The organism is Roseomonas sp. KE2513 (assembly GCF_016107305.1).
Classification (GTDB): Bacteria; Pseudomonadota; Alphaproteobacteria; order Acetobacterales; family Acetobacteraceae; genus Roseomonas.
In genome coordinates, this window is sequence record NZ_RCVR01000002.1 from 31320 (window position 1) to 56002 (window position 24683).

19 protein-coding genes are annotated in these 24683 nt (G+C 70.7%); 10 read left to right on the forward strand and 9 right to left on the reverse strand.

All coding sequences use genetic code 11. The annotated features are described in order from the left end of the window. Nucleotide 1: 1 nt before the first annotated feature. The 3 genes from D9599_RS02370 to D9599_RS02380 all read right to left on the reverse strand — a co-directional run bounded on the left by D9599_RS02370 (nt 2) and on the right by D9599_RS02380 (nt 6051). Complete coding sequence (locus D9599_RS02370; RefSeq protein WP_198379629.1) at nt 2-2266, reverse strand: ATP-binding protein; 2265 nt, start codon at nt 2264-2266, stop codon at nt 2-4. Nucleotides 2267-2695: 429 nt separating this feature from the next. Next, on the reverse strand, nt 2696-3394 hold the full coding sequence (locus D9599_RS02375; RefSeq protein ID WP_198379630.1) for a response regulator: 699 nt from the start codon (nt 3392-3394) through the stop codon (nt 2696-2698). Then, nucleotides 3391-6051 carry a sensor histidine kinase KdpD gene (locus D9599_RS02380; protein ID WP_198379631.1) on the reverse strand — a complete coding sequence of 887 codons (2661 nt, stop codon included), beginning with the start codon at nt 6049-6051 and terminating at the stop codon, nt 3391-3393. The genes D9599_RS02375 and D9599_RS02380 overlap by 4 nt, the downstream gene beginning before the upstream one ends. Before the next feature lie 161 nt (nt 6052-6212). Here D9599_RS02380 and D9599_RS31085 point away from each other — a divergent pair, with 161 nt between their 5' ends. From D9599_RS31085 to D9599_RS02420, 9 genes are all read left to right on the forward strand, one after another. Beyond that, nucleotides 6213-6392 (forward strand): hypothetical protein, encoded by a 180-nt coding sequence (locus D9599_RS31085; RefSeq protein ID WP_232480065.1) that lies wholly within the window; start codon nt 6213-6215, stop codon nt 6390-6392. Nucleotides 6393-6397: 5 nt separating this feature from the next. Continuing rightward, nucleotides 6398-6484 (forward strand): K(+)-transporting ATPase subunit F, encoded by an 87-nt coding sequence (kdpF, locus tag D9599_RS32395; protein ID WP_375373029.1) that lies wholly within the window; start codon nt 6398-6400, stop codon nt 6482-6484. A gap of 3 nt (nt 6485-6487) precedes the next feature. Continuing rightward, complete coding sequence (gene kdpA / locus D9599_RS02390; RefSeq protein WP_198379633.1) at nt 6488-8185, forward strand: potassium-transporting ATPase subunit KdpA; 1698 nt, start codon at nt 6488-6490, stop codon at nt 8183-8185. Nucleotides 8186-8202: 17 nt separating this feature from the next. Then, entirely contained in the window at nt 8203-10269 is a 2067-nt protein-coding gene (gene kdpB, locus D9599_RS02395) for a potassium-transporting ATPase subunit KdpB (protein WP_375373030.1), read from the forward strand. A 2-nt stretch (nt 10270-10271) separates the two neighbouring features. After that, a complete protein-coding gene (gene kdpC / locus D9599_RS02400) occupies nt 10272-10868 on the forward strand; it encodes a potassium-transporting ATPase subunit KdpC (protein ID WP_198379634.1) in 597 nt (198 codons plus the stop codon). 548 nt (nt 10869-11416) lie between these two features. Beyond that, nucleotides 11417-13243, forward strand: coding sequence for a hypothetical protein (locus D9599_RS02405; RefSeq protein ID WP_198379635.1), 1827 nt, complete (start codon nt 11417-11419; stop codon nt 13241-13243). 129 nt (nt 13244-13372) lie between these two features. Then, complete coding sequence (locus D9599_RS02410) at nt 13373-14152, forward strand: SDR family oxidoreductase (RefSeq protein ID WP_198379636.1); 780 nt, start codon at nt 13373-13375, stop codon at nt 14150-14152. 383 nt (nt 14153-14535) lie between these two features. Next, nucleotides 14536-15618, forward strand: a complete 1083-nt coding sequence (locus tag D9599_RS02415; RefSeq protein ID WP_198379637.1) for a nitronate monooxygenase family protein — start codon at nt 14536-14538, stop codon at nt 15616-15618. Between the two features lie 28 nt (nt 15619-15646). Beyond that, on the forward strand, nt 15647-16177 hold the full coding sequence (locus D9599_RS02420; protein WP_198379638.1) for a GNAT family N-acetyltransferase: 531 nt from the start codon (nt 15647-15649) through the stop codon (nt 16175-16177). 13 nt (nt 16178-16190) lie between these two features. Here the strand turns inward: D9599_RS02420 and D9599_RS02425 are convergent, their stop codons facing one another. The 3 genes from D9599_RS02425 to D9599_RS02435 form a co-directional block, all read right to left on the reverse strand. Beyond that, a complete protein-coding gene (locus D9599_RS02425) occupies nt 16191-16466 on the reverse strand; it encodes a DUF6489 family protein (protein ID WP_198379639.1) in 276 nt (91 codons plus the stop codon). Nucleotides 16467-16485: 19 nt separating this feature from the next. Then, a complete protein-coding gene (locus D9599_RS02430) occupies nt 16486-17487 on the reverse strand; it encodes an LLM class flavin-dependent oxidoreductase (protein ID WP_198379890.1) in 1002 nt (333 codons plus the stop codon). A gap of 78 nt (nt 17488-17565) precedes the next feature. Further along, nucleotides 17566-18897, reverse strand: coding sequence for an LLM class flavin-dependent oxidoreductase (locus D9599_RS02435; protein ID WP_198379640.1), 1332 nt, complete (start codon nt 18895-18897; stop codon nt 17566-17568). A 251-nt stretch (nt 18898-19148) separates the two neighbouring features. On the opposite strand from D9599_RS02435, the gene D9599_RS02440 reads away from it, so the two are divergent. Continuing rightward, nucleotides 19149-19370, forward strand: coding sequence for a hypothetical protein (locus tag D9599_RS02440; protein WP_198379641.1), 222 nt, complete (start codon nt 19149-19151; stop codon nt 19368-19370). A 16-nt stretch (nt 19371-19386) separates the two neighbouring features. Here D9599_RS02440 and D9599_RS02445 read toward each other — a convergent pair whose 3' ends face one another. From D9599_RS02445 to glgC, 3 genes are all read right to left on the reverse strand, one after another. Further along, complete coding sequence (locus tag D9599_RS02445) at nt 19387-21867, reverse strand: glycogen/starch/alpha-glucan phosphorylase (protein ID WP_198379642.1); 2481 nt, start codon at nt 21865-21867, stop codon at nt 19387-19389. Nucleotides 21868-21964: 97 nt separating this feature from the next. Further along, nucleotides 21965-23407: a glycogen synthase GlgA gene (gene glgA / locus D9599_RS02450; RefSeq protein WP_198379891.1), complete on the reverse strand. Its 1443-nt coding sequence runs from the start codon at nt 23405-23407 to the stop codon at nt 21965-21967. A 5-nt stretch (nt 23408-23412) separates the two neighbouring features. Continuing rightward, nucleotides 23413-24681, reverse strand: a complete 1269-nt coding sequence (glgC, locus tag D9599_RS02455) for a glucose-1-phosphate adenylyltransferase (protein WP_198379643.1) — start codon at nt 24679-24681, stop codon at nt 23413-23415. Between the last annotated feature and the right edge of the window lie 2 nt (nt 24682-24683).

Genomic DNA, 24683 nt, shown 5'->3' on the forward strand with positions numbered 1-24683 from the left:
CTCAGATCGACTCCCCGGTCGTTGCGTCGGAGCGGGGCAGCGAGAAGCTGAACACCGCCCCCTTGCCTGGACTGCCCTCGGCCCAGATCCGGCCGCCATGCCGCTCGATGATGCGCTGGGCATTGGCGAGGCCGATGCCGATACCCTCGAATTCCTCGGCCCGGTGCAGCCTTTGGAACACGCCGAAAAGCTTGTGCGCGTAGGCCATCTCGAAACCGACCCCGTTGTCTTTCACGTGGAAGACGAACTCTTTCTCCGCCGTTTCGCAACCGATCTCGACGACCGCTGGATCCCGGCCGCGCGTGTACTTGACGGCGTTCGAGAGAAGGTTCTGGAACACCTGCCGCAGCATGGCGGGGTCGGCGTGGATCAGCGGCATCGGCGCGACCCGCCATTCGAAGGGCCGCTCGCCCTGGTCCGGCTCCAGCGCGCGGCGAACCTCGGCCACCAGCGCCGCCGGGTCGAATTCCACGGGAACAAGAGACGTTCTGCCCATCTGCGAGAAGTTCAGCAGCGCGTCCACAAGGCGGCCCGCATTCTCTGCCGCCTCGATGACGGTGGTGAGATACCGGCGCCCCCTGTCGGTCAGCCGCTCGCCCTCGCGCTCGCGCAGCATCTCGGAGAAGCCGACGATGTGGCGGAACGGCGCGCGGAGATCGTGCGAAACGGAATAGGAGAAGGCCGCCAGTTCCTTGTTCACACGCTCCAGCCGCCCGGTCAGCTCCGCCCGCTCCTCGGCGGCCCGCAGCACGCCGCCGACGATCGCCGTGCGCAGGTCGCGCGCGGCCTCAACTTCCGCCGCGCTCCAGGGCGCCGAGCGTTGGCGAACAGTTTCCGCCCAGGCGGCGAAGGAGCGCCGCGGATGCAGGCGGCTCGGCGTCGGCTCCATCGGCTTGCGGGGATCGCCGCCCCATTTCACCGTCCGGACCAGCTCGGGCCGGAACCACAGGACGAAGCTCGGGTGGAGCTTGGAGATCGAGACGGCGAGGAGGCCACTGGCGGTGTCGGCGATGGCCTCGGCCGATGGCAGCAGCTCGGAGAGGGCGCCGGTCTCCAGCACCTCCTCCACCCCGCGCTCGGCCAGCCAGGCCGCGACGCGCCGCACCTCCGCTTCCGGCGGCGTCCGGCCGGTCAGGACGCAGGCCCCCTCCGTCAGCACCGCCGCCCCCTCTGCCCCGGTCAGTTCGAGCAGGTCCCGAGGCACGGCCATGAGGCCATCGACAAATTGCTTCGCCTCCGCCATCCGCGCCAGCAGGCGTCCCTCCAGGCCCTTGAGCCTGGCGCGCGCCTCGGCATGCGCCATCTCCTCGCGGGCGGCGATGCGGACGGCGAACATCTGCGCCACCAGGTCGCAGGCGTTCCGTGCAGCGAACGATACCCGCCGCGGCGTGCTGTGGTGACAGGAAACGAGGCCCCAAAGCCGCCCGTCGCCGCGGATCACGGAGACGGACATGGAGGCCGGCGTTCCCATGTTGCGCATGTATTCGAGATGCACCGGCGACACGCTGCGCAGGCTCGAGAAGGTGAGGTCGAGCGGCGGCCCGTCCTGCGCCTGCAGGATGGTCACCGGCCGGTAGCCGGCATCGGCGATCAGCCGCTGCGGATTCAGCTCATAGAGCCGCCGGGCCTGCGCGGGAATGTCGGAAGCCGGGAAACGCAGGCCGAGATAGGAGGGCAGGCGCTCGCTCCGGTCCTCGGCAATGACCGTCCCGTCCCAGTTCTCCTCGAAACGATAGACGAGCACGCGGTCAAAGCCGGTGATGCGTCGCACGGCCGCCGCGGTGGTGGCCGCCAGCAGCTCCGGCGTCGCCACCCGGCCGAGGCGCGCATAGGCGTCGCGCACGCCGGGGTAGAGTGCCTCAAGGGTGCTCTGCGCTTCCGGCCCCTCGTCGTCGCCTTCCACTTCCAGCTCGAGCACGACCTGCCCACCGGTAGAGCGATGCCCCACCGCCTGGAAGGCCGCGCCGGAGGTTGCACGGAAACGGCCGAGTTGCATCGGGCCGACGCTCGGCAGGCCACGCAGCTTAGGGCGCAGCACCTTCACCCAATCGTCTGGGAGAAGGCGCTCGACGGGCTCTCCGAACGCTGCCGCCAGGCCCGTCGTGAGAACCGCCTCCGAGGCAGCGCTGGCATGGAGAAGCCGCATCTCCTCCGCCCCAAAGGCAAGCAGGTGGCCGTGCGGCTGGATGCTGCCGGGGATGTGGATCGGCTCGTGCTCGCATCCCACCACGGGATCGGTGGGTCGGTCAGCCTGGTCGAGCGGCATCAGAGCGGCCTACATCCCCAGGACTCGTGCGCCGCGCGCCCGTCCCACAAACTCGCACCACCGCCTGTGCCGAGTGGTGCACGCGTCCCCGGCGCGAACAACGTGCAAAGCCGCAATTCCGCTCTCACAGAGGCAGCTTCTGGAGCGGGCTCAAGGCGAGGTTCCGGAGAGGACAGGAAATAACATCCGAAGAATGATCATTTGATGCTTACGATAACGTTTCACGCCTGTCTACTGAATGGTTGCAAGCCAAATCGGCCCACTCCCATAAGTAGAGAGATGTGGCTTCTGCGACTTACCCGCGCATAGTGAATTTTTTACAGCGTCCCTCGTAGGACCAGCGGCCAACGCCCGTCTCGTGTCCGGCTTCGGATTGGACGTGACAAGGGCGCCGCTTCTCGCGCCTGGCCCTGGCGGACAGGTCGGCTTCTAGGCCTCCTCGCCGAATCGGTAGCCCACGCCCGGCTCCGTGCGTATCAGCCCCGCCGCGGCACCGAGCTTATGGCGGAGATGGCCGACATAGACGCGAAGATACTGGGTGTCCTCCACATGGGCGGGACCCCATACGGTGCCGAGCAACTGCCGCTGCGTCACCACCCGCCCCTCGCCCCCGCGCATGAGCGCGACGAGAAGATCCCATTCCCGCGGGGTGAGCTTCAGCGGCTCGCCTCCCTCCACCCGCGCCGTGCGGCGAGCCAGGTCCACCTCCAGCGGCCCGCTCCGCATAACGGCCCCCATCGCTTCGACCGCCCCGCCGCCCGCGCGCCGCAGCACCGCCCGCAGCCGCGCCAACAGCTCGCCCAGGGCGAAGGGCTTCTCCACGTAGTCGTCCGCCCCCGCGTCCAGCGCGGCCACCTTCTCCGTCTCGCGGTCGCGGGCCGAGAGGATGACCACCGGCGCCGGGCTGAAGGCGCGCAGCCGCGGGATCAGCAGCTTGCCGTCGAGATCCGGCAGGCCGAGATCGAGCAGCACCAGCGCCGGCGCGCGCTCCGCCGCCAAGCGTATCCCGTCGGCCCCCGTTTCCGCGCGCAGTGCCATGTAGCCGGCGGCCTCCAGCGCAGGGCCGAGGAAGCGATGGATCTGCGGCTCGTCGTCGATGACGAGGACCACGGGCGCGGTCGTGCTCATGCGGCGGGAAAGCGGACTGTCACGCGCGTGCCACGCCCGCTGGACGTTACCGGGCTCTCCGCCGCGATGCGCCCGCCCATTGCGTGCACGAGGCCACGGCAGATGGAAAGGCCAAGGCCGCTGCCCGCCGCCACACGGTCCGTGCGCGTCGCGCGGAAGAAGGGATCGAAGACGCGGTGCAGGTCGGCGGGCGGAATACCCGGTCCGTCATCCTCCACGCTCACCAGCAGCTCCGTTCCCTCGCGCGCCGTCCGCATCCCCACCTTTCCCTTCGGCCCCGAGAACTTGAGCGCGTTGTCGAGCAGGTTTGAGAGCACCTGGTCCAGCAGCACCGGGTCGAGACGCGGCGCCACCGGCCGCCCGCCGGGGTCGAGCGCCACGGCGCGGCCCTGCGCCCGGAAGACGCGGGCGGCAGCCGTCTCTGCCGCTTCCGCGAGGTCCACGGCCTCGCGCCGCGGCTCGATCTGCCGGTTCTCGATGCGGACCATGTCGAGAATGTTCGCGATCCAGCGGGAAAGCCGTTCAGCCTCCTCCTCTGCCGTCGCCAGCAGGTCGGCGCGGGTTTCCTCCGACAGCGCGGCGCCCGAGGTGCGCAGCGTGCCGATCGCACCCCGGATCGAGGTGAGCGGCGTTCGCAGGTCGTGGCCGAGGGAGGTGAGGAGGGCGGCCCGCAGCGCCTCCGCCTCCGCCCGTGCCTCGCCGCGGGCGCGCTCCTCCATCAGCTCGGCCCGCTCCAGCGCCACGGCGGCCTGATCCAGCAGCGCGTCGAGCGCGCGGCCGCCCTCGCCCTCCAATCCCGCATCCCCCGTCAGCGGGCGCAGCCCAACGAGGCCGGTCAGCCCGCGCCCTGTCCGCATCGGCCGAAACTGCCAGGCCGTCCCCGGCAGCGTATCGGTCCCGCGGCCCGCGCGGCGGGCATTGGCCATCGCCCAGCGCGCGGCGGCCATGGCGGCCTCGTCCGGCTCGGCGTCGATCGGCACGGCCGCGCGGAGAACCGGCTCGGGCACCGTCTCGCCCGGGAGGGGCGGAAGCGGCAGCAGCACGCAGGCGGGACCGCCGGCAATGCGCGACGCCTCCTCCGCAATCGCCTGCACGAGGTCGCCGCGGTCGCCGCGCGCGCCCAGCCGGCGACTGAACTCGACGAGGCGGCGCAGGCCGAGCATTCGCGCCCGCGCGGCGCGCACCGAGCGGCCGAGCCCGCCCGTCGTGCCCGCCAGCAGCAGCGCGACGAGGGCGAAGACCACCACGCCGACCACGTCCTGCGGCCCCGCGATGGCCAGCGTGTAGCGCGGCGGCAGGAAGAGGAAGTTCCATGCGAGGAAGGAGAGCAGCGCGCTCGTCGCGCCCTGCAATGGCCCGAACCACACCGCCGCCGCCACGATCGGCGGAAGATAGACCATGCCGAGCGCACCGTCCGGCACCACACCGTCCGTGGCGAAACCGATCGCGGTCGCGCCCATGACGAGCGTGGGCGTCGCGGCCCAGCCCAGCCAGCGCGGCCCCTCCCCGGCCTCCCGCCGCTCGGCCCGTGGCGGCCCCGCGGGTTCGGGAACGAGGTGAAGGGTGAAATCCGCCGCGTGACGGAGCAGCACCGCGGAGAGGCTGCGCCCGGCCAGCCGCCGCAGCAGCCCCGGCCGGCCACGGCCGATGACGAGGTGCGTCACGTTCCGCGCCCGCGCCTCGCGCAGGATGGCCGAGGGCAGGTCGGTGGCGACGACCGTCTCGGTCGCGGCGCCCAGCGCCTCGGCCAGCCGCAGCGCCGGGCCGGGATCGGTGCTGCCCCGCGCAGCCGGCCGCTCGACATGGAGGGCGACCAGCGGCGCCTTCAGCGCGTCCGCCACGCGCCGCGCCTCCCGCACCACGCGCTCACCGGTCGTGTCCGCGCCGATGAGCGCCATCACCCGGTCGCCCGCCGGCCAGGGACCGCTGATGGCGTGGGCGCGCATGTAGCCCGTGAGGTCGGCATCCACGCGCTCGGCGGTGCGGCGCAGCGCCATCTCGCGCAGGGCGGCCAGGTTGCCCTCGCGGAAGAAGCCGCGCAGCGCGCGTCCCGCCTGGTCCGGCCGGTAGATTCGGCCTTGCCGCATCCGCTCGATCAGCTCGGCGGGCGGAATGTCCACCAGTTCCACCGCCTCGGCCTCGGCCAGCACGCGGTCCGGCACCGTCTCCGCCACGCGCACCCCAGTGATGCGCGCGACCGCCTCCGAAAGCCCCTCCAGATGCTGGACGTTCAGCGTCGTCCAGACCTCGATTCCGGCCTCCCGCAGCTCCTCCACGTCCTGCCAGCGCTTGGGATGGCGGCTGCCCGGCGCGTTTGCATGGGCCAGCTCGTCGAGCAGGAGGATGGACGGGCGACGGGCGAGGGCCGCGTCCAAGTCGAACTCCTCCAGCATCTGGCCGCGATAAGGCACTCGCGCGCGGGGCAACACGGGCAGGCCGCCGATGGCTGCCACGGTCTCGGCGCGGCCATGGGTCTCGACGATGCCGATGACCACATCCGTGCCGCCCGCGTGCCGCCGCCGCGCCTCGGCCAGCATCTCGTAGGTCTTGCCCACCCCGGGAGCGGCGCCGAGGAACACCTTCAGCCGCCTGCGCCCTTCCCGCTGCGCCAGGGCGAGCAGCGCATCGGGGTCCGGCCGGGCGAGTTCGTCGGTCATGCCACGCAGGATACCAGCCCACGTCGGTTGGCAAGAGGGAGCGGTGGCGGCCTCATTCCTCGTCCCATCGTCATGGCGCCAAGCCTGCCCCGCCATCGCGTAAAGGCGCCATGCGCCATCGCCATGCAGGCCGTAAAGAACGCGCAAAGACGCGGCACGCTTTGCACGGCTTTTACGCGCGCGCCCCGCATCTCGCATGGAGGCTTTACGGCCACGCGGCGCAGCTTCAGCGGGCAACGTCACCCGTCGAGGAATCCATGCCCGACCTCATCCTGCCCCTTCTCGGACTGGGCAGCTTCGCCCTCATGGCCGCCTACGCGCTCGGCTGCGAGCGGGTCTGACCGCCATGGCCGAACTCGTCCTGGGCGGCACCGTCACGGCGGGGCTGCTCCTCTACCTCCTATGGGCGCTGCTGCGCCCGGAGGATCTCTGATCCATGACCCTCAACGGCTGGGCGCAGATCGCCCTCGTCCTCGCCCTCGTAGTCGCCGCCGCGCTGCCGCTCGGGCGCTATATCGCGGCCATCTCCGCGGGGCGCGTCACCTTTCTTGCCCCCATCGAGCGGCTGATCCTGGGCGTGGGCGGCATCGACCCGGCGCGCGGCATGGGGTGGCGGGCCTACACGCTCGCCATGCTCGCGGCGAACGCGACCGGCTTCGTCCTTCTCTACGCGCTCCTGCGGCTGCAGGGCGTGCTGCCCTTCAACCCGCAGGGCTTCGCCGGCCTCTCACCCTGGCTCGCCTTCAACACGGCGGTCAGCTTCGTCACCAACACCAACTGGCAGGCCTATAGCGGCGAGTCCGCCATGAGCTACCTCAGCCAGATGGCGGGACTAGGGGTGCAGAACTTCCTCTCGGCCTCGACCGGCATCGCGCTGGCGCTCGCCGTCTCGCGCGCCTTCGCCTCGGGCGGGCTGCGGGACCTCGGGAACTTCTGGGCGGATTTCACCCGCATCACCCTCTACCTCCTCCTGCCGCTTGCCATCGCCCTGGGCATTGCCTTCGTGGCGATGGGCATTCCGCAGACCCTCGCGCCCTATGCCGAGGCGACCACGCTCGAAGGGGGCCGCCAGGTCATCCCGCTCGGCCCCGCCGCCTTCCAGGTCGCGATCAAGCATCTCGGCACGAATGGCGGCGGCTTCTTCGGCGCGAACTCGGCGCATCCGTTCGAGGGCCCCTCGGCCCTCGCGACAGCGCTGCAGATCTGGGCGCAGGCCGTGATCCCCTTCGCGCTGGCCCTCGCCTTCGGCCACATCGTCGGGGACCGTCGTCAGGGCCGCGCGCTGATGCTCGTCATGCTCGGCTATGTCCTGCTGGGCACAGGCCTCATCTACGCGGCCGAGGCGGCGGGTAACCCCCTGCACATCGCCGCTGGCCTGGACCCCGCCATGGGCAACATGGAGGGCAAGGAGGTCCGCTTCGGCCTTGCCCTCACAGCGCTCTTCACCGCCACCACAACGGGCGCCTCCTGCGGCGCGGTGAACGCGATGATCGACAGCTTCACGCCGCTCGGTGGCCTCGTGCCGATGTTCCTCATCCAGCTCGGCGAGGTGCTGCCGGGCGGCGTCGGCTCCGGCCTCTATGGCATGCTCGTCTTCGCGCTGCTCGCAGTGTTCGTGGCGGGACTCATGGTGGGGCGCACGCCCGAATACCTCGGCAAGAAGGTGCAGGCGCGCGAGGTGAAGCTCGCCATGCTCGCGGTGCTCGTGCTGCCCGCAACGATCCTCGGCTTCGCCGCCGTCTCACTCGTCCTCCCCGCCGCCATCGCCTCCATCCAGGAAGCAGGGCCGCACGGGCTGTCGGAAATGCTCTACGCCTACACCTCGGCCGCCGGAAACAACGGCTCGGCCTTCGGCGGGCTCACCGCCGACACGCCCTGGCTGAACACCACGCTGGGCATCGCCATGCTGCTCGGGCGCTTCGCCTATGTCGTGCCCGTCATGGCGATCGCGGGCGCGGTGGCGGCCAAGCCGAAGCTGGCAGCCTCCTCCGGCACTTTCCCTACCCACGGCCCGCTCTTCGCCGGGTTGCTGGCGGGAGTGATCCTCATCCTCGGTGGGCTGCAGTTCATGCCCGCCCTCGCCCTTGGCCCGTTGGCGGAGCACTTCGTGCTCCTCGCCGGCAAGACCTTCTGAGAACCAATCCCATGGACATGATGCCCGCAATGGCCGAGGCACCGGCGCGACGCGGCGCGCGGAACGCAACCGCCCTGGCCGATCCCGCCATCCTTCGCCACGCCTTGGCCGAGGCCGTGCTGAAGCTCGACCCGCGCCGTCTGCTGCGCAACCCCGTGATCTTCGTCACCGAGATCGTGGCCCTGCTCGTCACCGTCCTGGCCATCCGCTCGGCAGTGCTCGGCCAGGCCTGGAGCTTCGGGGCGGCGATCGCGCTCTGGCTCTGGCTGACGGTGCTCTTCGCCACCTTCGCCGAGGCCGTGGCCGAGGGCCGCGGCCGCGCTCAGGCCGACAGCCTGCGCCGCGCCCGCAGCGAGGCGCGCGCGAAGCTGCTGCTGCGCCCCGACGAACGCAGCCTCTGGCAGCCGCGCGACGCGACGGAGCTGCGCGTTGGCGATCACGTTCTGGTCGAGGCCGGCGACCTCATCCCCTCGGACGGCGAGGTGGTCGAAGGCATCGCCTCGGTGAACGAGGCGGCGGTCACGGGTGAGAGCGCCCCCGTCATCCGCGAGAGCGGCGGCGACCGCAGCGCCGTCACGGGCGGCACGCTCGTCGTCTCCGACTGGATCGTGGTGCGGATCACCGCCGCGCCCGGCTCCACCTTCCTCGACCGCATGATCGCCCTCGTCGAAGGCGCCGCGCGGCAGAAGACGCCGAACGAGATTGCGCTCGACATCCTGCTGGCCGGGCTGACCATCGTCTTCCTCATCGCCGTCGCAACGCTGGTCGGGCTGGCGAGCTGGAACGGCCAGCCGCCCTCCGTCCCCGTCCTCGCGGCCCTGCTCGTCACGCTCATCCCGACCACCATCGGCGGCCTTCTCTCGGCCATCGGCATCGCTGGCATGGACCGGCTGGTGCGCTTCAACGTGCTGGCCACCTCCGGCCGCGCCGTGGAGGCGGCGGGCGACGTGGACGTGCTGCTGCTGGACAAGACCGGCACGATCACCCTCGGCAACCGTCAGGCCGCCGCCTTCATCCCCGCGCGCGGCGTGGCGGAGCGCGACCTGGCCGAGGCGGCTGCCCTCGCTTCCCTCGCCGACGAGACGCCGGAGGGCCGCTCCGTCCTCCTCTTCGCGCGTGAGCGGCACGGCATCGAGGCGCGCACGCTACCGGCGGGCGCCGTGGTCGTGCCCTTCACGGCCCAGACGCGCATCTCCGGCCTCGACCTGCCGGAGGGCCGCTTCCGCAAGGGCGCCGTGGACGCGCTACTCAGGTCGCTCGGCGGCGAGGTGCCGGAGGGCTTCCGAGAGGCGGTGGACCGCATCGCCCGCGCCGGCGGCACGCCGCTGGCGGTGGCAAGGGACGGCCGCCTTCTCGGCGCCATCGAGCTGAAGGACATCGTCAAGCCCGGCATCCGCGCCCGCTTCGACGAGCTGCGCCGCATGGGCATCCGCACGGTGATGGTCACCGGCGACAACCGCCTGACCGCCGCCGCCATCGCGGCCGAGGCCGGGGTGGACGACTTCATCGCGGAAGCCACGCCGGAGGACAAGCTCGCCTATATCCGCCGCGTGCAGGGAGAGGGCCGCCTCGTCGCCATGGCCGGCGACGGCACGAACGACGCGCCGGCCCTCGCCCAGGCCGATGTGGGCCTGGCGATGCAGACGGGCACCCAGGCCGCGCGCGAGGCGGGTAACATGGTGGACCTCGACAGCGACCCCACGAAGCTGATCGAGGTGGTGGAGATCGGCAAGCAACTGCTGATCACGCGCGGTGCCCTGACCACCTTCTCCATCGCCAACGACGTGGCGAAGTACTTCGCGATCCTGCCCGCGATCTTCGTGGCCAGCTATCCGGAGCTCGGCGCGCTGAATGTCATGCACCTCGCCTCGCCGGAGAGCGCGATCCTCTCGGCGGTGATCTTCAACGCGCTGATCATCGTGGCGCTCGTGCCGCTCGCACTGCGCGGCGTGCGCTACGTGCCCATCGGCGCCGCGGCGCTCCTGCGGCGCAACCTGCTGATCTACGGGCTGGGCGGGATCGCCGCGCCCTTCCTCGGCATCAAGCTCGTCGATCTCCTGCTGCACCTTATCGGAGTGGCCTGACCGTGACCTCCCCTCTTCGCCCCGCCCTCGCGACCGTCGGGCTCTTCACCATCCTTCTCGGCCTCGCGGCGCCGCTCGCCATGACCGGCCTCGCCGCCGCGGCTTTCCCGGAAAGGGCCAAGGGCAGCCCGGTGATGCGCGACGGGCAGCTCGCCGGCTCTGCCCTGTTGGGCCAGGATTTCCACGCGGATCGTTACTTCCACCCGCGCCCCTCTGCCACGACCGAGGCAGACCCGGCCGTGAGCGGCGGCACCCGCCCCGCGCCCTACAACGCCGCCGCTTCCGCCGCCTCGCAGCTCGGGCCCACCTCGGCCACCCTGCTGGAAGCGGTGCGGCAGCGCGCCGCGGGGCTCGGCGGGCGCGCGGTCCCGGCCGATGCCGCAACCGCCTCGGGTTCCGGGCTAGATCCGGATATCAGCCCGGCGAATGCTGCCCGCCAGCTGCGGCGCGTCGCCGAGGCGCGGGGCCTGCCGGAGGCCCGCGTCGCGGCGCTGCTGGCGGCGGAAACCAGGGGACGCGAGTTGGGCATCTTCGGCGAGCCCCGCGTCAACGTCCTCCGCCTCAACATCGCGCTGGACGCCACGGGCCCGGGCCGTTGAGCGGCTAGGCCGCCGCGCGCACCGGCTGCACCAGCGGCACTGCGAACACGTCGTAGCCGAAGACCCAGGCGGGATCCTCGTGCGTGCGGAAACAGGTGTTGTCGTGCAACATCTCCTGCACGCGCGAGGCCCGCTCGATCCGGTTGGCGCGATAGAGGACGAAAGCGGTTTGTAGTCCTCCACGCCCACGGCCCTGAAGCAGCGCGCCAGCATCGCTGCGTCTCGGCGGCGCCGCCTCATCGCCGCCTCGGCGTCGATGAGGCGGCGCATGATGTGCCGCACGCGGTTGCGCCCAGCATCGATCGCGAGCTGCACGGGGCGGAAGCCGCGGTTCAGCGCCGCATAGCCCGGACCGAAATGCAGGACGTGACGGTGGTCGATCTGCTACTTGCCGCTCTCAAACCGCTGGACACTTGCCAAGTACCTGCAGCGCGACGTTAGGCAGCACGCGGCCGGCGAGGCCTGGCTGGACCGTGCGACCCGGCTGGTGCTCGTTCACCGGGGATGCCGGGCCACACCGGGCAGTGAATAAGCCGTGATTGCGTCGGATGGCCGCGCCCCCGGCCTTCACCGTCGCGCCTTTCTATAGGATGGACCGTTCCGGGAACTTGCGGGGCCGCTCCATGGTCGCTTGGCGACACGAGACCGAACGGGCGCAGGCCGCCGAGGGCACGGGCCCCCTTGCAGCAATGGCCGGCGAGTTGACCGAGGGCGTGGCCTCCATCGCGCCGGGTAGGGCGGACCGGCTCGCCCGCCTTCTCTCCCGGCTCGCGGCGCCGCCGTCGCTGGGCGCGCTCGTGGTCGCGCTGCTGTTCTGCCTTCCCCTGCCGCTGCTCTCCGCCCTCGCGCCCAGGGCCGCGGTGAACTACACGCTGCACGACGTCTTCATCCCGATCGACGCCGCGTGGCGCAGCCTGCAGGGGCAGCACCCGCATTTCGACTTCTACACCCCGCTTGGCGTCGTCTATTTCTGGCTGCACGGCGCTGCCGCCTGGCTCTGGGGCATGGACGCGCGGGTCGTCATCTGGGCGAGCCTCCTCGCTCTGCCCCCCATCCTCATTCTCGGCGCGGTGCTCGCCTGGCGGCGCCTCGGCACCCTCTCCGCCGTGCTGCTGCTGCTGATGTTCACGGCACTCGTCGCAGCGCCCACCTTCATCGACGGGCCGCCCTTCCTGGTCGCCCACCTCGCCAACTACAACCGTCTGGGCTGGGCGCTTTCCTCGCTGGTCTGCCTCTGGGCGCTCTGCGGCGCGCGCCGGGAATCGCGCGGCTGGAACACGGCCGAGACCCTGGCAATCGGTGGCGTTCTCTTCCTCCTCTTCTATCTCAAGCTCACCTACTTCCTCTATTCCGTCTGCGTGCTGGCGATCGGCTGCGTCATCACGCGCGGTCTCTGGCGGCGCGCGGCGCTCGCGCTCGCGGCCTGCGCGGCCGGCGGGATCGTGCTGGAACTCCTCCAGCCCGGCCTCCTTGGCGCCTACCGTGCCGATGTCGCGCGGGCCGCCGCGGCCAACACCGTCCTGATGCGCGGCTACGCGGTGGAGCGCGCGATAGAGTACAACGCGACGCTCGGGCTACTGGCCTGCCTGCTCGTCGCGCTTGCCTTGTGGCTCCTGCCGGCACGGCGCCTCGCCGTCCTCGGCGTCGCGGCCGCCACCGCGGGCAGCGTGCTCCTCGCCACGCAGAACTGGGGCGGCTTCGCACCGCCCCTCGTCGTCCTGGTCATGATCCTGGCCGAATGGCTTCCCCAGGGTGCCGGCCCGAGCCGTGCGGATACCCGGGCGGCCCTGCTGACCCTCGGGGTTGGCACGGCAGTCCTCGCGACGCTGCCTTTCGTGCTCACCCAGGCAAATGGCACCCTGACCCATGTCGTGCTGGCGCGCGGCGGCGGGGGCGGCGGCCACCGGGTGGATGACGGCAGCACCGAGACCTTCCGCAACATGCGCTGGTATACGAACAGCCTCGAGCGATACGAGTTCCCCAGGGACTTCGATGCGGAGGAGGTGCGCCGCTGGGGGCTGAAGCCGCAATCCGACGCGATGCAGGCGGTCCTCGCGGACGGCTACGGTCTTATTGCCCGGCTCGGCGTGCAGCGGGCGCGCATCGAGAACGTCGCCTTCTCCAACCCTTTCCCCGCCGGCCTGCGCTGGCCCTCCCCGCGCGGCGTCGCGCTGTGGTGGGACGTGGACCGCACCTTCGTGCCGGGGAAGCTCGTGCCCGAGCAGGTCTTGGGCGACGCCGACGTCGTCATGGTCCCGAAGGTCTGGCAGGACATCGCCAACAGCACCGCCCTGGAAGCTGTCATCCATCCGGCGCTTGAAGCGGGATTTGCACCGCATGAAAGCCGCTACTGGACGGCCTGGGTCCGGAGATAGGCTGGAAGGCACCGGCCCCGTTCGGAATACCCGGCGGGGGCAGGCCACCGCGCGGCCACCTGCACAGGAACTTCCTCTCCAGCCCGCTGTTTCTCCGCTGGCCCTTCCCGCCAGCACATCGAGGCACCCATGCAGCACCCACCGCGCGCCGCACTCGTCAGCGGAGCCACCAGCGGCATCGGCGAGGCCTTCGCGCACGCCCTGCCACCGACGACCAACCTCCTGCTGACGGGCCGGAACGAGGAAGGGCTGGCCCGCGTGGCCGCCGCTCTCCAAGAGGCCGGGCCGGGGCGGCGCGTGGAGACGATCGCCGCCGACCTCTCGACCGACGAGGGCCTGGACGATGTCTGTGCGGCCGGCGAGGCCTTCGGCATCGATCTCCTCATTTGCGACGCAGGCGTCGGCCCCTTCGGCGACTTCCTCTCCGCTGCCGAAACCGACCTGCGGCAGACGGTGCAGGTCAATGCGATGGCCCCGCTCGTGATGATGCGTCGCCTGCTGCCGGGCATGCTCATGCGGGCAGAGGCGGAGGCGCGCCGGGCCGGGCTGATCGTTGTCTCGAGCGGCCTCGGCTTCCTGCCGGTGCCACGGCTGGCCACCTACGCCGCGACCAAGGCCTTCGACCTCTCGCTGACCGAGGCCCTGGCCGCGGAGCTTTCATCCCGCCCCGTGGACATCCTCGCCCTCTGCCCCACCGCCACCCGCAGCCGCTTCGCCGAACGTTCGGGCTTCGGGCACAACCTGCCGGGCGCGCAACGCCCCTCCTACGTCGCCCGCCGCGCCCTCGCGGCCCTCGGACGGCAGCGGACCCTCGTCCTCGGCCCGCTCTCCGGCTCGATCCTCACCGTCCCGGCCCTGGTCCGCGCTGCGGCGGCCCAGGCACTTCAGGCCGTAATGCCGCGGGGCTGATCCTTCCACCCTGGTGGCACTTGTGGCCCTGAGGAGAGGAAGCAAGGGATTCTGCCTCTCCCCATACTCGTCGGAGGCGGTGACTCCGACGGGTCATCTTTTCATTCTAGTTTGAAATGCTTCGCAGCCCGTGCGCCTCAGGCCACTGCCCCGAACGCGACTGCACGCGCAGGAAGGGCGCCGGGAGGGAACCGGCCTTCAATCGCCGCATCCGCGACAGACTGATGGGATCCAAGGGCCTCAGGCCCTTTGCCGGTGAGGTCTGGAGAGGGCAGCGCCCTCTCCAGGACCCAGGGTCCCGGAACCACCCAGCAACCTCCCCCCCTTCCGCCCGAACGAGCGACGCAGGCATCATCGGCGAACATGACCGGGGAGGAAGCGGGATGGGCGCGATGACCGCACGGGCGGAGGAGTTCTGCCGCCGCTACGGGATGAGGATGCCGATCCTGCTCGCGCCGATGGCCGGTGTGCCCGCGCCCGCGCTTTCGGTGGCGGTGGCGAATGCGGGAGGGATGGGCTCCTGCGGCGTGCTGCTCATGGCGCCCGACGCCATCCTCGGCTGGGCGCGGGGGGTGCGCGCCGGCACGAACGGGCCCTTCAACCTCAACATCTGGATTCCCGACCCGCCGCCGGAACGCGACCGGGGGAGTGAGGACGCGGTGCGCGGCTTTCTCTCGGCCTGGGGGCCACCGGTTCCCGAGGGCGCGGGCGACGCGACGCCGCCGGATTTCGCCGCCCAGTGCGAGGCGATGCTGGAGGCTGGCCCGGCCGTCATCTCCTCCGTAATGGGAATCTTCGCCCCGGATTTTGTCGCTCGGTTAAAGGCGCGCGGCATCGCCTGGTTTGCCAATGTCTCGACCGTCGCCGAAGCCCGCGCGGCCGAGGCCGCCGGCGCCGATGCCGTGGTCGCTCAGGGAATGGAAGCGGGCGGCCACCGGGGTTGCTTCGATGCGGCGGCGGCCGAGGCCGGGATGGTCGGCCTTTTCTCCCTCCTGCCGGCGGTGGTGGATGCTGTTCGCATTCCCGTGGTCGCGACCGGCGGCATTGCGGACGGGCGCGGCGTGGCAGCGGCCCTGGCCCTCGGCGCCTCGGCGGCGCAGATCGGGACCGGCTTCCTCCGCTGCCCGGAGGCGGGCATCCCGCGCGCCTGGGCCGATAGCCTGACCACAACGCCGCCCGAGGCCACGGTCGTCAGCCGCGTCTTCAGCGGGCGAACCGGGCGGAGCCTTCCCACCGCCTATGTGCGGGCCGCGACGGCGCCCGGTGCGCCGCGGCCCGCGCCCTACCCGGTGCAGCGGGGCCTGACAGCGGCCATGCGGGAGCAGGGCGTCAGGACGAACGATCTCGACCGCCTGCAGGCATGGGCCGGCCAGTCCGCCAGCCTTGCCCGCGCCGAGCCGGCCGGCGAACTCGCGGGTGCCATCTGGGCCGACGCGCGCCGCCTGTTGCCGGCCGGTGCAGACTGATGTGTGCAAGCCTGGCACGGGGAACGGGATGACCGGTCAAGAGGAAGATCGACAGGCCCAGGCGGAGGCGCCGCCATGGCGCGAGGCGGTGCCCTTTGATCTCCGCGCGATCGACCTCGTCGCACGCGCCGTCCACCCCCTTCTCCCGGAACGTCCGGAGGTCTTCGCCGAGAAGCTCCGGCTCTTCCCTTCCGGCTGCCTCGTCGCCGAGCGCGGAGAGGAGGTGGTTGGCTACGCCCTGTCCCATCCCTGGCCATGCGGCGCGGTGCCGCCCCTCGACCACTTCCTCGGCGCCCTGCCACAACAGGCGGCCTGCCTGTTCATCCATGACGTGGCGCTCATGCCGGGCGCGCGCGGCCTCGGTGCGGGACGATCCCTGCTGGCGCGGCTCGACCCCGTCGCGCGGCGCCACGGCCTGGGCGCAATGGCGCTGGTCTCGGTCTATGGGACGGAGCCGTTTTGGCAGGGGTTAGGTTTCACCACGGAACCGGACGGGCTCGCCGAGGGTTACGGCCCCTCGGCCCGCTACATGACCCGTCCGCTGCCGCTGGCTGCCTGACGAGGGAAAGCCTTCAGGAGTTTTCCGGCTTCTTCGGTGTGAAGGCGGTCCCGAAGAGGCTCGACATCGCATCCTGCATCGCCCCGGGCGTCCAGCTCGCGCCGGAGGTCCAGGGCGCCATGGGTAGCCAGGTCCGGAACACTGCCTCCGGTGTCATCCCGGAGACGGCATCGGCCATCTGCTGGCTGATCTTCGCCATGGCCGCCTCCTGCATCGGCTTCACGTCGGGAAGGCCGAAGAAGCTGCGCGCCTCCTCGGGCGTGCAATCGACCTCGATCGTGAACTTCATCCCGCCGCCCCTCCTCGCGTCACGCCGCGACCGCCCGCTCCGCCGCCACCTCGGCCAGGATGGCAAAGGAGCGCTTGCGGGCCGCGTGATCGTGGATCTGCCCGGTGACCATCAGCTCGTCTGCGCCGGTACGGGCCACCAGATCCCGCAGACCCTGCCGCACGGTGTCCGGCCCGCCGACGATCGAGACCGAAAGGGAGTTGCGGATCATCGCCTGGGCATAGGGGTCGAGCCCCTCGAAGAAGCCCTCCTGCGGGGCGGGCAGCTTGCCGGGCCGGCCGCTGCGGAGATTCACGAAGGCCTGCTGGTGCGAGGAGAAGAGCAGCCGCGCCGCCGCGTCCGTCTCCGCCGCATGCACGTTCACGCCGAGCATGACATAGGGGCGTTCGAGGTGCCCGGAGGGCCGAAAGCGCTCCCGGTAGATGGCCACCGCTTCCTCCATGGAGCCGGGAGCGAAGTGCGAGGCGAAGGCGTAGGGTAGGCCGAGCGCCGCCGCCAGCTGCGCGCCATAGGTGGAGGAGCCGAGGATCCAGACGGGCACATCGAGCCCCGCACCGGGAACCGCCTGCACGCGCTGGCCGGGCTGGGCGGGGCGGAAATAGGCCATCAGCTCCATCACGTCCTGCGGGAAGGAATCAACATCCCCCTGCAAGGTCCGGCGGAGCGCATGGGCGGTGACCTGGTCCGAGCCCGGCGCGCGGCCGAGGCCGAGATCGACCCGCCCCGGATAGAGCGAGGCCAGGGTGCCGAACTGCTCGGCAATGGCCAGGGGGGCATGGTTCGGCAGCATCACGCCGCCCGCCCCGATCCGGATGCGGGAGGTGCCGTGCGCGACATGCGCGAGCGCCACCGCCGTCGCCGCGCTCGCGATGCCCGGCATGTTGTGGTGCTCGGCCATCCAGTAGCGGTTGTAGCCGAGGCTGTCCGCGTGGCGGGCGAGGTCCGCGGAGTTTCGCAACGCCTGGCCGGCGTCGCTGCCCTCTGGGACGGGGGAGAGGTCGAGGACGGAGAGCGGGATCATGGGCTGCATATGGGTGGTGCATCCTCGACTTCAGCAGGGTTGCCCCCGCCTGAGGGGCAGGATGGTGCCGCGCGCAGGCTAGTCCGGGAAGAAGCGGTTCCGCGGCCGCGAGAGGCCGAGATTCTCGCGCAGCGTCCGTCCGTCGTACTCCGTGCGGTGGATGCCCCGGCGCTGGAGTTCCGGGATCACCCGATCCACGAAATCGTCCAGCCCGCCCGGCAGGTAGGGAAACATGACGTTGAACCCATCGCAGGCACCCGTCTCCAGCCATTCCTGCATCGCGTCCGCAATGCTCGAAGGTGTGCCGACCATGGCAGCGCCGGAATAGCCACCGAGGCGCTGGGCGAGCTGGCGAACTGTCAGGTTCTCCCGCCGGGCGAGGCCGATGGCGCGCTCCCGGCCGGACTTGCTGGCATTGGTTTCGGGAATCCTCTCGGGCAGCGGCCCGTCCGGGTCGAAAGCCGAGGCATCGGTGCCGAGGGCCACGGAGAGGGAAGCGATGGCGCTGTCGTAGTGGACGCCGGAGTCGAGGAGGGCGCGCTTCTCCCGCGCCTCCTCCTCGCTGTCGCCGACGATGACGAAGGCGCCGGGGAGTACCAGGAGATGGTCCGGGTCCCGCCCCGCCTTCTCGGTGCGGGCCTTCACGTCGGCGTAGAAGCCGCGCGCGAGCTCGATCGTGCCGCCGGCCGCGAAGATCACCTCCGCCGTCTCGGCCGCAAGTTGCCGCCCGTCATCCGAGGCGCCGGCCTGGACGATCACGGGATGTCCCTGGACCGGCCGCGCGACGTTGAGCGGCCCACGAACGGAGAAGTGCTCCCCCTTATGGCCGAGGACGTGCATCTTGTCGGGGTCGAAGTAGGTGCCGCTCTCGACGTCGCGGATGAAGGCGTCGTCCGCCCAGGAATCCCAGAGGCCCTTCACCACGTCGATGAACTCATGGGCGCGGCGGTAGCGGGCGGCGTGCTCCCAGTGCTCCTCGCGCCCGAAATTCATGGCCTCGTCCGGGTTGCCCGAGGTGACGACGTTCCAGCCAGCCCGGCCGTGGCTGATATGGTCGAGCGATGCAAACTTGCGGGCGACGTGCCAGGGCTCGTTATAGGTGGTGGAGGCCGTGGCGATCAGCCCGAGCCGCTCCGTTACCATGGACAGGGCCGGCAGGAGCGTCAGAGGGTCGAAGCTGGTGGTGGTCGCGCTGCGCTTGAGCGCCTGAATGGGCATGTTCAGCACGGCTTGGTGGTCGGCCATGAAGAAGGCATCGAAGCGCGCCTCCTCCAACCTCCGTGCGAAGCGGACGAGGTGATCAAGGTTGAAGTTGGCGTCTGCATAGGCGCCCGGATAGCGCCAAGCGGCCGTGTGAATACTCACCGGGCGCATGAAAGCGCCCAGGCGCAGGCGACGGGAGGAAGGCATCGGCGCTCAATTCACGAATTGTTTTCGTGCATTCATATGATCCTCTCCTGGCGGCAGTGCAAGGCACCCTTAGGAGCGGGTGGCGGCGAGGATCGTCCTCTCACTACTGGAACAACATGGCCAGATGCACGTAGTCCGGTTTCGAACATTGGAACAAAGGAGTCAATGCGGTCGATCAATGTTCCGCCACGCTCGCCTGTCTTCCGTGCTAGAGGTCGCCGCGATGTCGTGACGAGACGCTGCGGAAAGCCATGGCCGCCGCTGCCCGAGCGGTCCTGAAGGAGGGACTGCGAAAGGCGGAGGATCCCGTGACCTATCTCCGCTCTGCCGCTTCCGAAGTTCGCCAGCTCGTCACGCTCTTCGAGCAGGAGGTGGCCGCTTCCGACGAATCGAACGCCGCCGCCGTCCGCGCCATCCTGGCCAAGGAAGTGGAGGCCGCCGCCGAGGAGTTGATCCGCCGGCTGCGTCACTAGCCCGCGGCCGCGCCCCTCAGCGCGCCTTCACGTTCCAAATGTCGGCCGCGTATTCCCGGATCGTCCGGTCGGACGAGAACCAGCCGACATGGGCTGTGTTCAGCACGGCCGCCCGCCACCAGGAATCCGGCTTCCGCCAGCGCGCCGCGACATCGCCCTGGCGCGCGTTGTAGGAGTCGAAGTCCGCCGTCACGAGATAGCGGTCGTCGTGCAGCAGGCCCTCGACCAGCCCCCGGTAGCGGTCCGGCTCGCCCGGGGAGAACACCCCCGAGGCGATGGCGTCGAGCGCCCCCTGCAGGTCCGGTGAAGCCGCAGCCGCCGCGCGGGCGTCGTGGCCTGCGCGCTTGCGGGAGGCGACCTCCGCTGCGGTGAGGCCGAAGATGAAGATCTCGTCCCGCCCGACGCGCTCGTCGATCTCGACATTGGCGCCGTCCAGCGTGCCGATCGTCAGCGCGCCGTTGAGGGCGAGCTTCATGTTGCCGGTGCCGGAGGCCTCCAGCCCCGCGGTCGAGATCTGCTCGGAGAGGTCGGCCGCCGGGATGATCGCCTCTGCAAGGCTGACATTGTAGTTCGGGATGAAGGCGACCTTCAGCAAGTCGCCCACCGAGGGATCGTCGTTGATCACGGCGGCCACGTCGTTGGCCAGGCGGATGATCAGCTTTGCCTGATGGTAGCTCGGCGCCGCCTTGCCGGCCAGGATCTTCACCCGCGGCACCCAGTTGTCCGTGGGGTGCGCCCGCATCGTGTTGTAGAGCGCAACCGTCTGCAGGATGTTCAGCAACTGGCGCTTGTACTCGTGGATGCGCTTGATCTGCACGTCGAAGAGCGCGTCCGGGTCGATCTTCAGGCCCATGCGGCCGGCGACCAGCGCGGACAGCCGCTCCTTCGCGGTCCGGCGCTGGGCGGCGAAACGCTGGCGGAAGCCGGCATCATCAGCGAACGGAACCAGCGCCTCCAGCCGGTCCGGATCGTCCAGCACGGCCGGGCCCACCGCCTCGACCAGCAGTTGCGTCAGGCCGGGATTGGCGCGGTGCAGCCAGCGGCGGAAGGTGATGCCGTTCGTCTTGTTCGTGATCCGGTCGCCGCAGACATGGTTGAGGTCGGCGAAGACCGTGTCCCGCATGAGCTGCGTGTGCAGCGCCGAGACGCCGTTGATCCGGTGCGAGCCGACAAAGGCGAGATGCCCCATCCGCACGCGGCGCCCGTTGCTCTCGTCGATGAGCGAGACGGAGGAGAGCAGCGCGTCCCGCGCCCCGTCCGCCCGTGCGTGGTCGAGGTGGCGCGCGTTGATGAGGTAGATGAGCTGCATGTGCCGGGGCAGCACACGCTCCATCATCGGCACCGCCCAGGTCTCCAGAGCCTCGGGCAGCAGCGTGTGGTTCGTATAGGAGAAGACGGCCTGGGTGATCTTCCAGGCCGGATCCCAGGCGAAGCCGTGCACGTCGATCAGCAGCCGCATCAGCTCGGCCACGCCGATCGCGGGGTGGGTGTCGTTGAGCTGGACCGCGACCTGCTCCGCGAGGCTCGTCAGGTCCGGGAAGCGGGAGAGGTGCCGCCGGATGATGTCCTGCAGCGAAGCGGAGGCAAAGAAATACTCCTGCCGCAGCCGCAGCTCCTGCCCCGCCTCCGTCTCGTCACCGGGATAGAGCACGCGGGAGATCGCCTCGGCCCGCATGCGCGCGGTCTGGGCGCCCACATGGTCGCCGCGGTTGAAGTCACTGAGGTGGAGCGGGTCCGTGGCGCGCGCCGACCAGAGGCGGAGCGTGTTGATGCGCTGCCCTCGCCAGCCCACCACCGGCGTGTCGTAGGCCAGCGCGTTGACGATCTCGCCCGCGTGCCAGACGAAGCGCGAGGAACCGTCCGGCGCCACTTCCGAGCGCACGTGGCCGCCGAAGCGCACCTCGTAGACAAGGCCGGAGCGCTCGAACTCCCAGGGATTGCCGAGGGCGAGCCAGTCCTCCGGCACCTCGTGCTGCAGGCCGTTCGCGATGATCTGGCGGAACAGCCCGTTCTCGTAGCGGATGCCGTAGCCGTAGGCGGGCACGTCGACGCTCGCCATGCTCTCCATGAAACAGGCCGCCAGGCGCCCGAGGCCGCCATTGCCGAGCGCCGCGTCCGCTTCCTGCCCGGCCACCGCATCGAAATCGACGCCGAGCCCCTCCAGCGCCAGCCGCGCCGTCTCGGTCAGGCCGAGGTTGCCCAGCGTGTCCGAGAGGAGGCGCCCGATGAGGAATTCCATCGAGAGGTAGCAGACGCCCTTGCGTCCCTCCGCCCGCGTCGCGTCGTTCGAGCGGCGCCAGGCGTCCACCACGTGGTCGCGGGCGGCAAGGGCGGTCGAGACGAACCAGTCGCGCTCGCTCGCCCGCTCCCGGCGGCCACCGACATGATAGGCGAGCTTGTCCAGGATCGTCCGGCGGAAGGCCTTCACCGCCGCTTCGTCCGGCACCTGGCCGGGAGCGAAGCTCTGAAGGGCTACGGAGGGGAGACTGTCGGTCATGGATCTCTTGATAAGCGATTTCCGGGCGCGGGAGGACCGATGTTTGACAGATTGTCCAGGCGCCGCACACGAAAATTTTATCCTTGTGGCGGACGTGTCAGCGGCTCGCCGCCACCTCCCGATAGAGCGCCGCATATCGTTCCGCCGAGCGGGCCCATCCGACGGGCGCGCGAAGGGCATTGGCCTGGATCCGTGTCCAGGCGTCGCGATCCGCCCAGAGCGCGGCAAGGCGGTCGAGCGCTGCCTCGAGCGCCGGCACGGTGGTTGGCGCGAATTGCAGGCCGGTCGCCACCCCCGTGGCAAGGGCGGCCTCGTTCGCGTCGATCACGGTATCGGCCAGACCGCCCACCCGCGCCACCACCGGCAACGCGCCGTACCGCAGGGCGCAGAGCTGGGTCAGGCCGCAGGGCTCGAAGCGGGAGGGCACGAGCAGGGCGTCCGCCCCTCCCTGGATCAGGTGGGCGAGGGCTTCGTCGTAGCCGATATGCGCCGCGATGCGGCCGCGATGGGCCTCGGCGGCCGCGCGGAAACCCGCCTCCAGCCCTGCCTCGCCAGCGCCCAGGACCGCGAGGTCCATTCCCAATCCCAGCAGCCGCGGTAGCGCCTGAAGAAGAAGGTCCATTCCCTTCTGCCCCGTCAGGCGGGTGATGACGCCGAGCAGAAGCCGCTCTGGCCGCGCCTCCAGCCCCATGCGGGCGCGGAGCGCGGCGCGGTTCGCCTCCCGCGCGGCGGGATGTCCGGCGTCGAAGGGGGCTGCGAGGTGCGGGTCGGCGCCCGGGTTCCAGGCCGTCTCGTCGATACCGTTGAGGATGCCGGTGAGCGCCCCCACGCGCGTGCGCAACAGCCCGTCTAGCCCCTGCCCTTCCTCGGGGGTCGCGATCTCCCGCGCATAGGTGGGGGAAACGGTCGTGATGCGATCCGCCAGCCGCAACCCAGCTTTCAGCGCGCCGATGCCGCCGAAGAACTCCACCCCCTCGATGTCGAAGGCATGCGGCGGCAGGCGGAGTTCCGACAGCAGGGCGGCCGGTGCCCATCCATGGAAGGCGAGGTTGTGGACAGTAAAGACCGTGCCCGGCCGCGGCTCCTGGCCATAATGCAGGTAGGCCGGCAGCAACCCGGCCTGCCAGTCATGCGCGTGCACGGCATCGGGGCGCCAGTCCGGCAGGACGCCGCGGCCGATCTCCGCTGCCGCCCAGCAGAGGGCCGCGAAGCGCTGCGGGTTGTCCGGCCAGTCGCGCGACCAGGGATCGGCATAGGGGCCGCCCGGCCGCGCATAGAGATGCGGCGCATCCAGCAGGAGGAGGTCGAGCCCCGCCTCACGGGTGGCGAGAAGGCGGGCGGGGCCGCCGAAGAGATCGTCGAAGCCGTGCACCGCCTCCGCCCCCGCCGCGCGCGCAAGAACGGCGGGATAGGCCGGGATCAGGGTGCGCACCTCGACGCCGCACCCCGCCAGGGCGGCGGGAAGCGCGCCGACCACGTCGGCCAGGCCGCCCGTCTTGACCAGCGGGAAACACTCCGAGGCGACGGAGAGGACGCGCAGCGCGCTCATGCGCGGAGTGCGTCGATCATCGGCTGGGTGATGAGGCAGACGCCGCCGGGGGAGCGGCGGAAGCGCCGGGCGTCCTCCTCCGGGTCCTCGCCCACCACCAGCCCCTCCGGCAGCACAACGCCGCTGTCCACCACCACCTTCTCGAGGCGCGAGTGGCGCCCGACGATGACGCCAGGCAACAGCACCGCGCCTTCCACCGTGCCGTAGGAGCGCACGCGCACATGGGAGAAGAGCAGCGAGCGCCGCACATGCGAGCCCGAGACGATGCAGCCGCCGGAGACGAGCGAATCGACCGCCATGCCGCGCCGACCGTCATCGTCGAGGACGAACTTGGCGGGGGGCGTAATCTCTCCGTTCGTCCAGATCGGCCAGTCGCGGTCATAGATGTCGAGGGAGGGAACGACGTCGGTGAGGTCGATATTGGCCTGCCAGAACGCGTCGATGGTGCCCACGTCGCGCCAGTAGGCCTCAGCCTCGTCGCCGGAGCGCACGCAGGAATCCGCGAAGCGGTGCGCGACCGCCGCGCCGCGCGCGACGAGGGCTGGGATGATGTCCTTGCCGAAGTCGCGGCTGGAGGCCGGGTTCTGGGCATCGCGCCGCAGTTCTTCCGCCAGGAGGCGCGTCTCGAAGACGTAGATCCCCATGGAGGCGAGGGCGACATCCGGGCGGCCCGGGATGGAGGGCGGATCGGCCGGCTTCTCGAGGAAGGAGATGATGCGGTCGGAGTCGTCCACATGCATGACGCCGAAGGCGCTCGCCTCCTGCCGCGGCACCTCGATGCAGGCGACGGTCACCTCGGCGCCAGAGGATACGTGCCGCTGCAGCATCACCTCGTAGTCCATCTTGTAGACATGATCCCCGGCCAGCAGGACCATGTAGCGTGGGCCGTAGCTCTCGATGATGTCGAGGTTCTGGAAGACCGCGTCGGCCGTGCCCGCGTACCACTCCGTCTCCGACACGCGCTGGCTGGCGGGCAGGATGTCGAAGCTCTCGTTTCGCTCGGGCCGCAGGAAGTTCCAGCCGCGCTGCATGTGGCGGATGAGGCTGTGCGCCTTGTACTGAGTCGCAACGCCGATCCGCCGAATGCCCGAATTGATGGCGTTTGAGAGAGCGAAGTCGATGATGCGTGACTTCGCCCCGAAGAACACGGCAGGCTTCGCGCGCCGATCGGTCAGCTCCATCAGGCGGGAGCCGCGGCCGCCGGCCAGCACATAGGCCATGGCGTAGCGCGCCAGGGGCGCGGCGTGCACCGGGCTCTTTGCCATCG

Bases quoted from the DNA above. Each gene is read 5' to 3' on its own strand.
- D9599_RS02370 (WP_198379629.1), bottom strand. From the start codon at position 2,266: ATGCCGCTCGACCAGGCTGACCGACCCACCGATCCCGTGGTGGGATGC.
- D9599_RS02375 (WP_198379630.1), bottom strand. From the start codon at position 3,394: ATGAGCACGACCGCGCCCGTGGTCCTCGTCATCGACGACGAGCCGCAG.
- D9599_RS02380 (WP_198379631.1), bottom strand. From the start codon at position 6,051: ATGACCGACGAACTCGCCCGGCCGGACCCCGATGCGCTGCTCGCCCTG.
- kdpF (WP_375373029.1), top strand. From the start codon at position 6,398: ATGGCCGAACTCGTCCTGGGCGGCACCGTCACGGCGGGGCTGCTCCTC.
- kdpA (WP_198379633.1), top strand. From the start codon at position 6,488: ATGACCCTCAACGGCTGGGCGCAGATCGCCCTCGTCCTCGCCCTCGTA.
- kdpB (WP_375373030.1), top strand. From the start codon at position 8,203: ATGATGCCCGCAATGGCCGAGGCACCGGCGCGACGCGGCGCGCGGAAC.
- D9599_RS02405 (WP_198379635.1), top strand. From the start codon at position 11,417: ATGGCCGCGCCCCCGGCCTTCACCGTCGCGCCTTTCTATAGGATGGAC.
- D9599_RS02410 (WP_198379636.1), top strand. From the start codon at position 13,373: ATGCAGCACCCACCGCGCGCCGCACTCGTCAGCGGAGCCACCAGCGGC.
- D9599_RS02415 (WP_198379637.1), top strand. From the start codon at position 14,536: ATGGGCGCGATGACCGCACGGGCGGAGGAGTTCTGCCGCCGCTACGGG.
- D9599_RS02420 (WP_198379638.1), top strand. From the start codon at position 15,647: ATGACCGGTCAAGAGGAAGATCGACAGGCCCAGGCGGAGGCGCCGCCA.
- D9599_RS02425 (WP_198379639.1), bottom strand. From the start codon at position 16,466: ATGAAGTTCACGATCGAGGTCGATTGCACGCCCGAGGAGGCGCGCAGC.
- D9599_RS02430 (WP_198379890.1), bottom strand. From the start codon at position 17,487: ATGATCCCGCTCTCCGTCCTCGACCTCTCCCCCGTCCCAGAGGGCAGC.
- D9599_RS02435 (WP_198379640.1), bottom strand. From the start codon at position 18,897: ATGCCTTCCTCCCGTCGCCTGCGCCTGGGCGCTTTCATGCGCCCGGTG.
- D9599_RS02440 (WP_198379641.1), top strand. From the start codon at position 19,149: ATGGCCGCCGCTGCCCGAGCGGTCCTGAAGGAGGGACTGCGAAAGGCG.
- D9599_RS02445 (WP_198379642.1), bottom strand. From the start codon at position 21,867: ATGACCGACAGTCTCCCCTCCGTAGCCCTTCAGAGCTTCGCTCCCGGC.
- glgC (WP_198379643.1), bottom strand. From the start codon at position 24,681: ATGGCAAAGAGCCCGGTGCACGCCGCGCCCCTGGCGCGCTACGCCATG.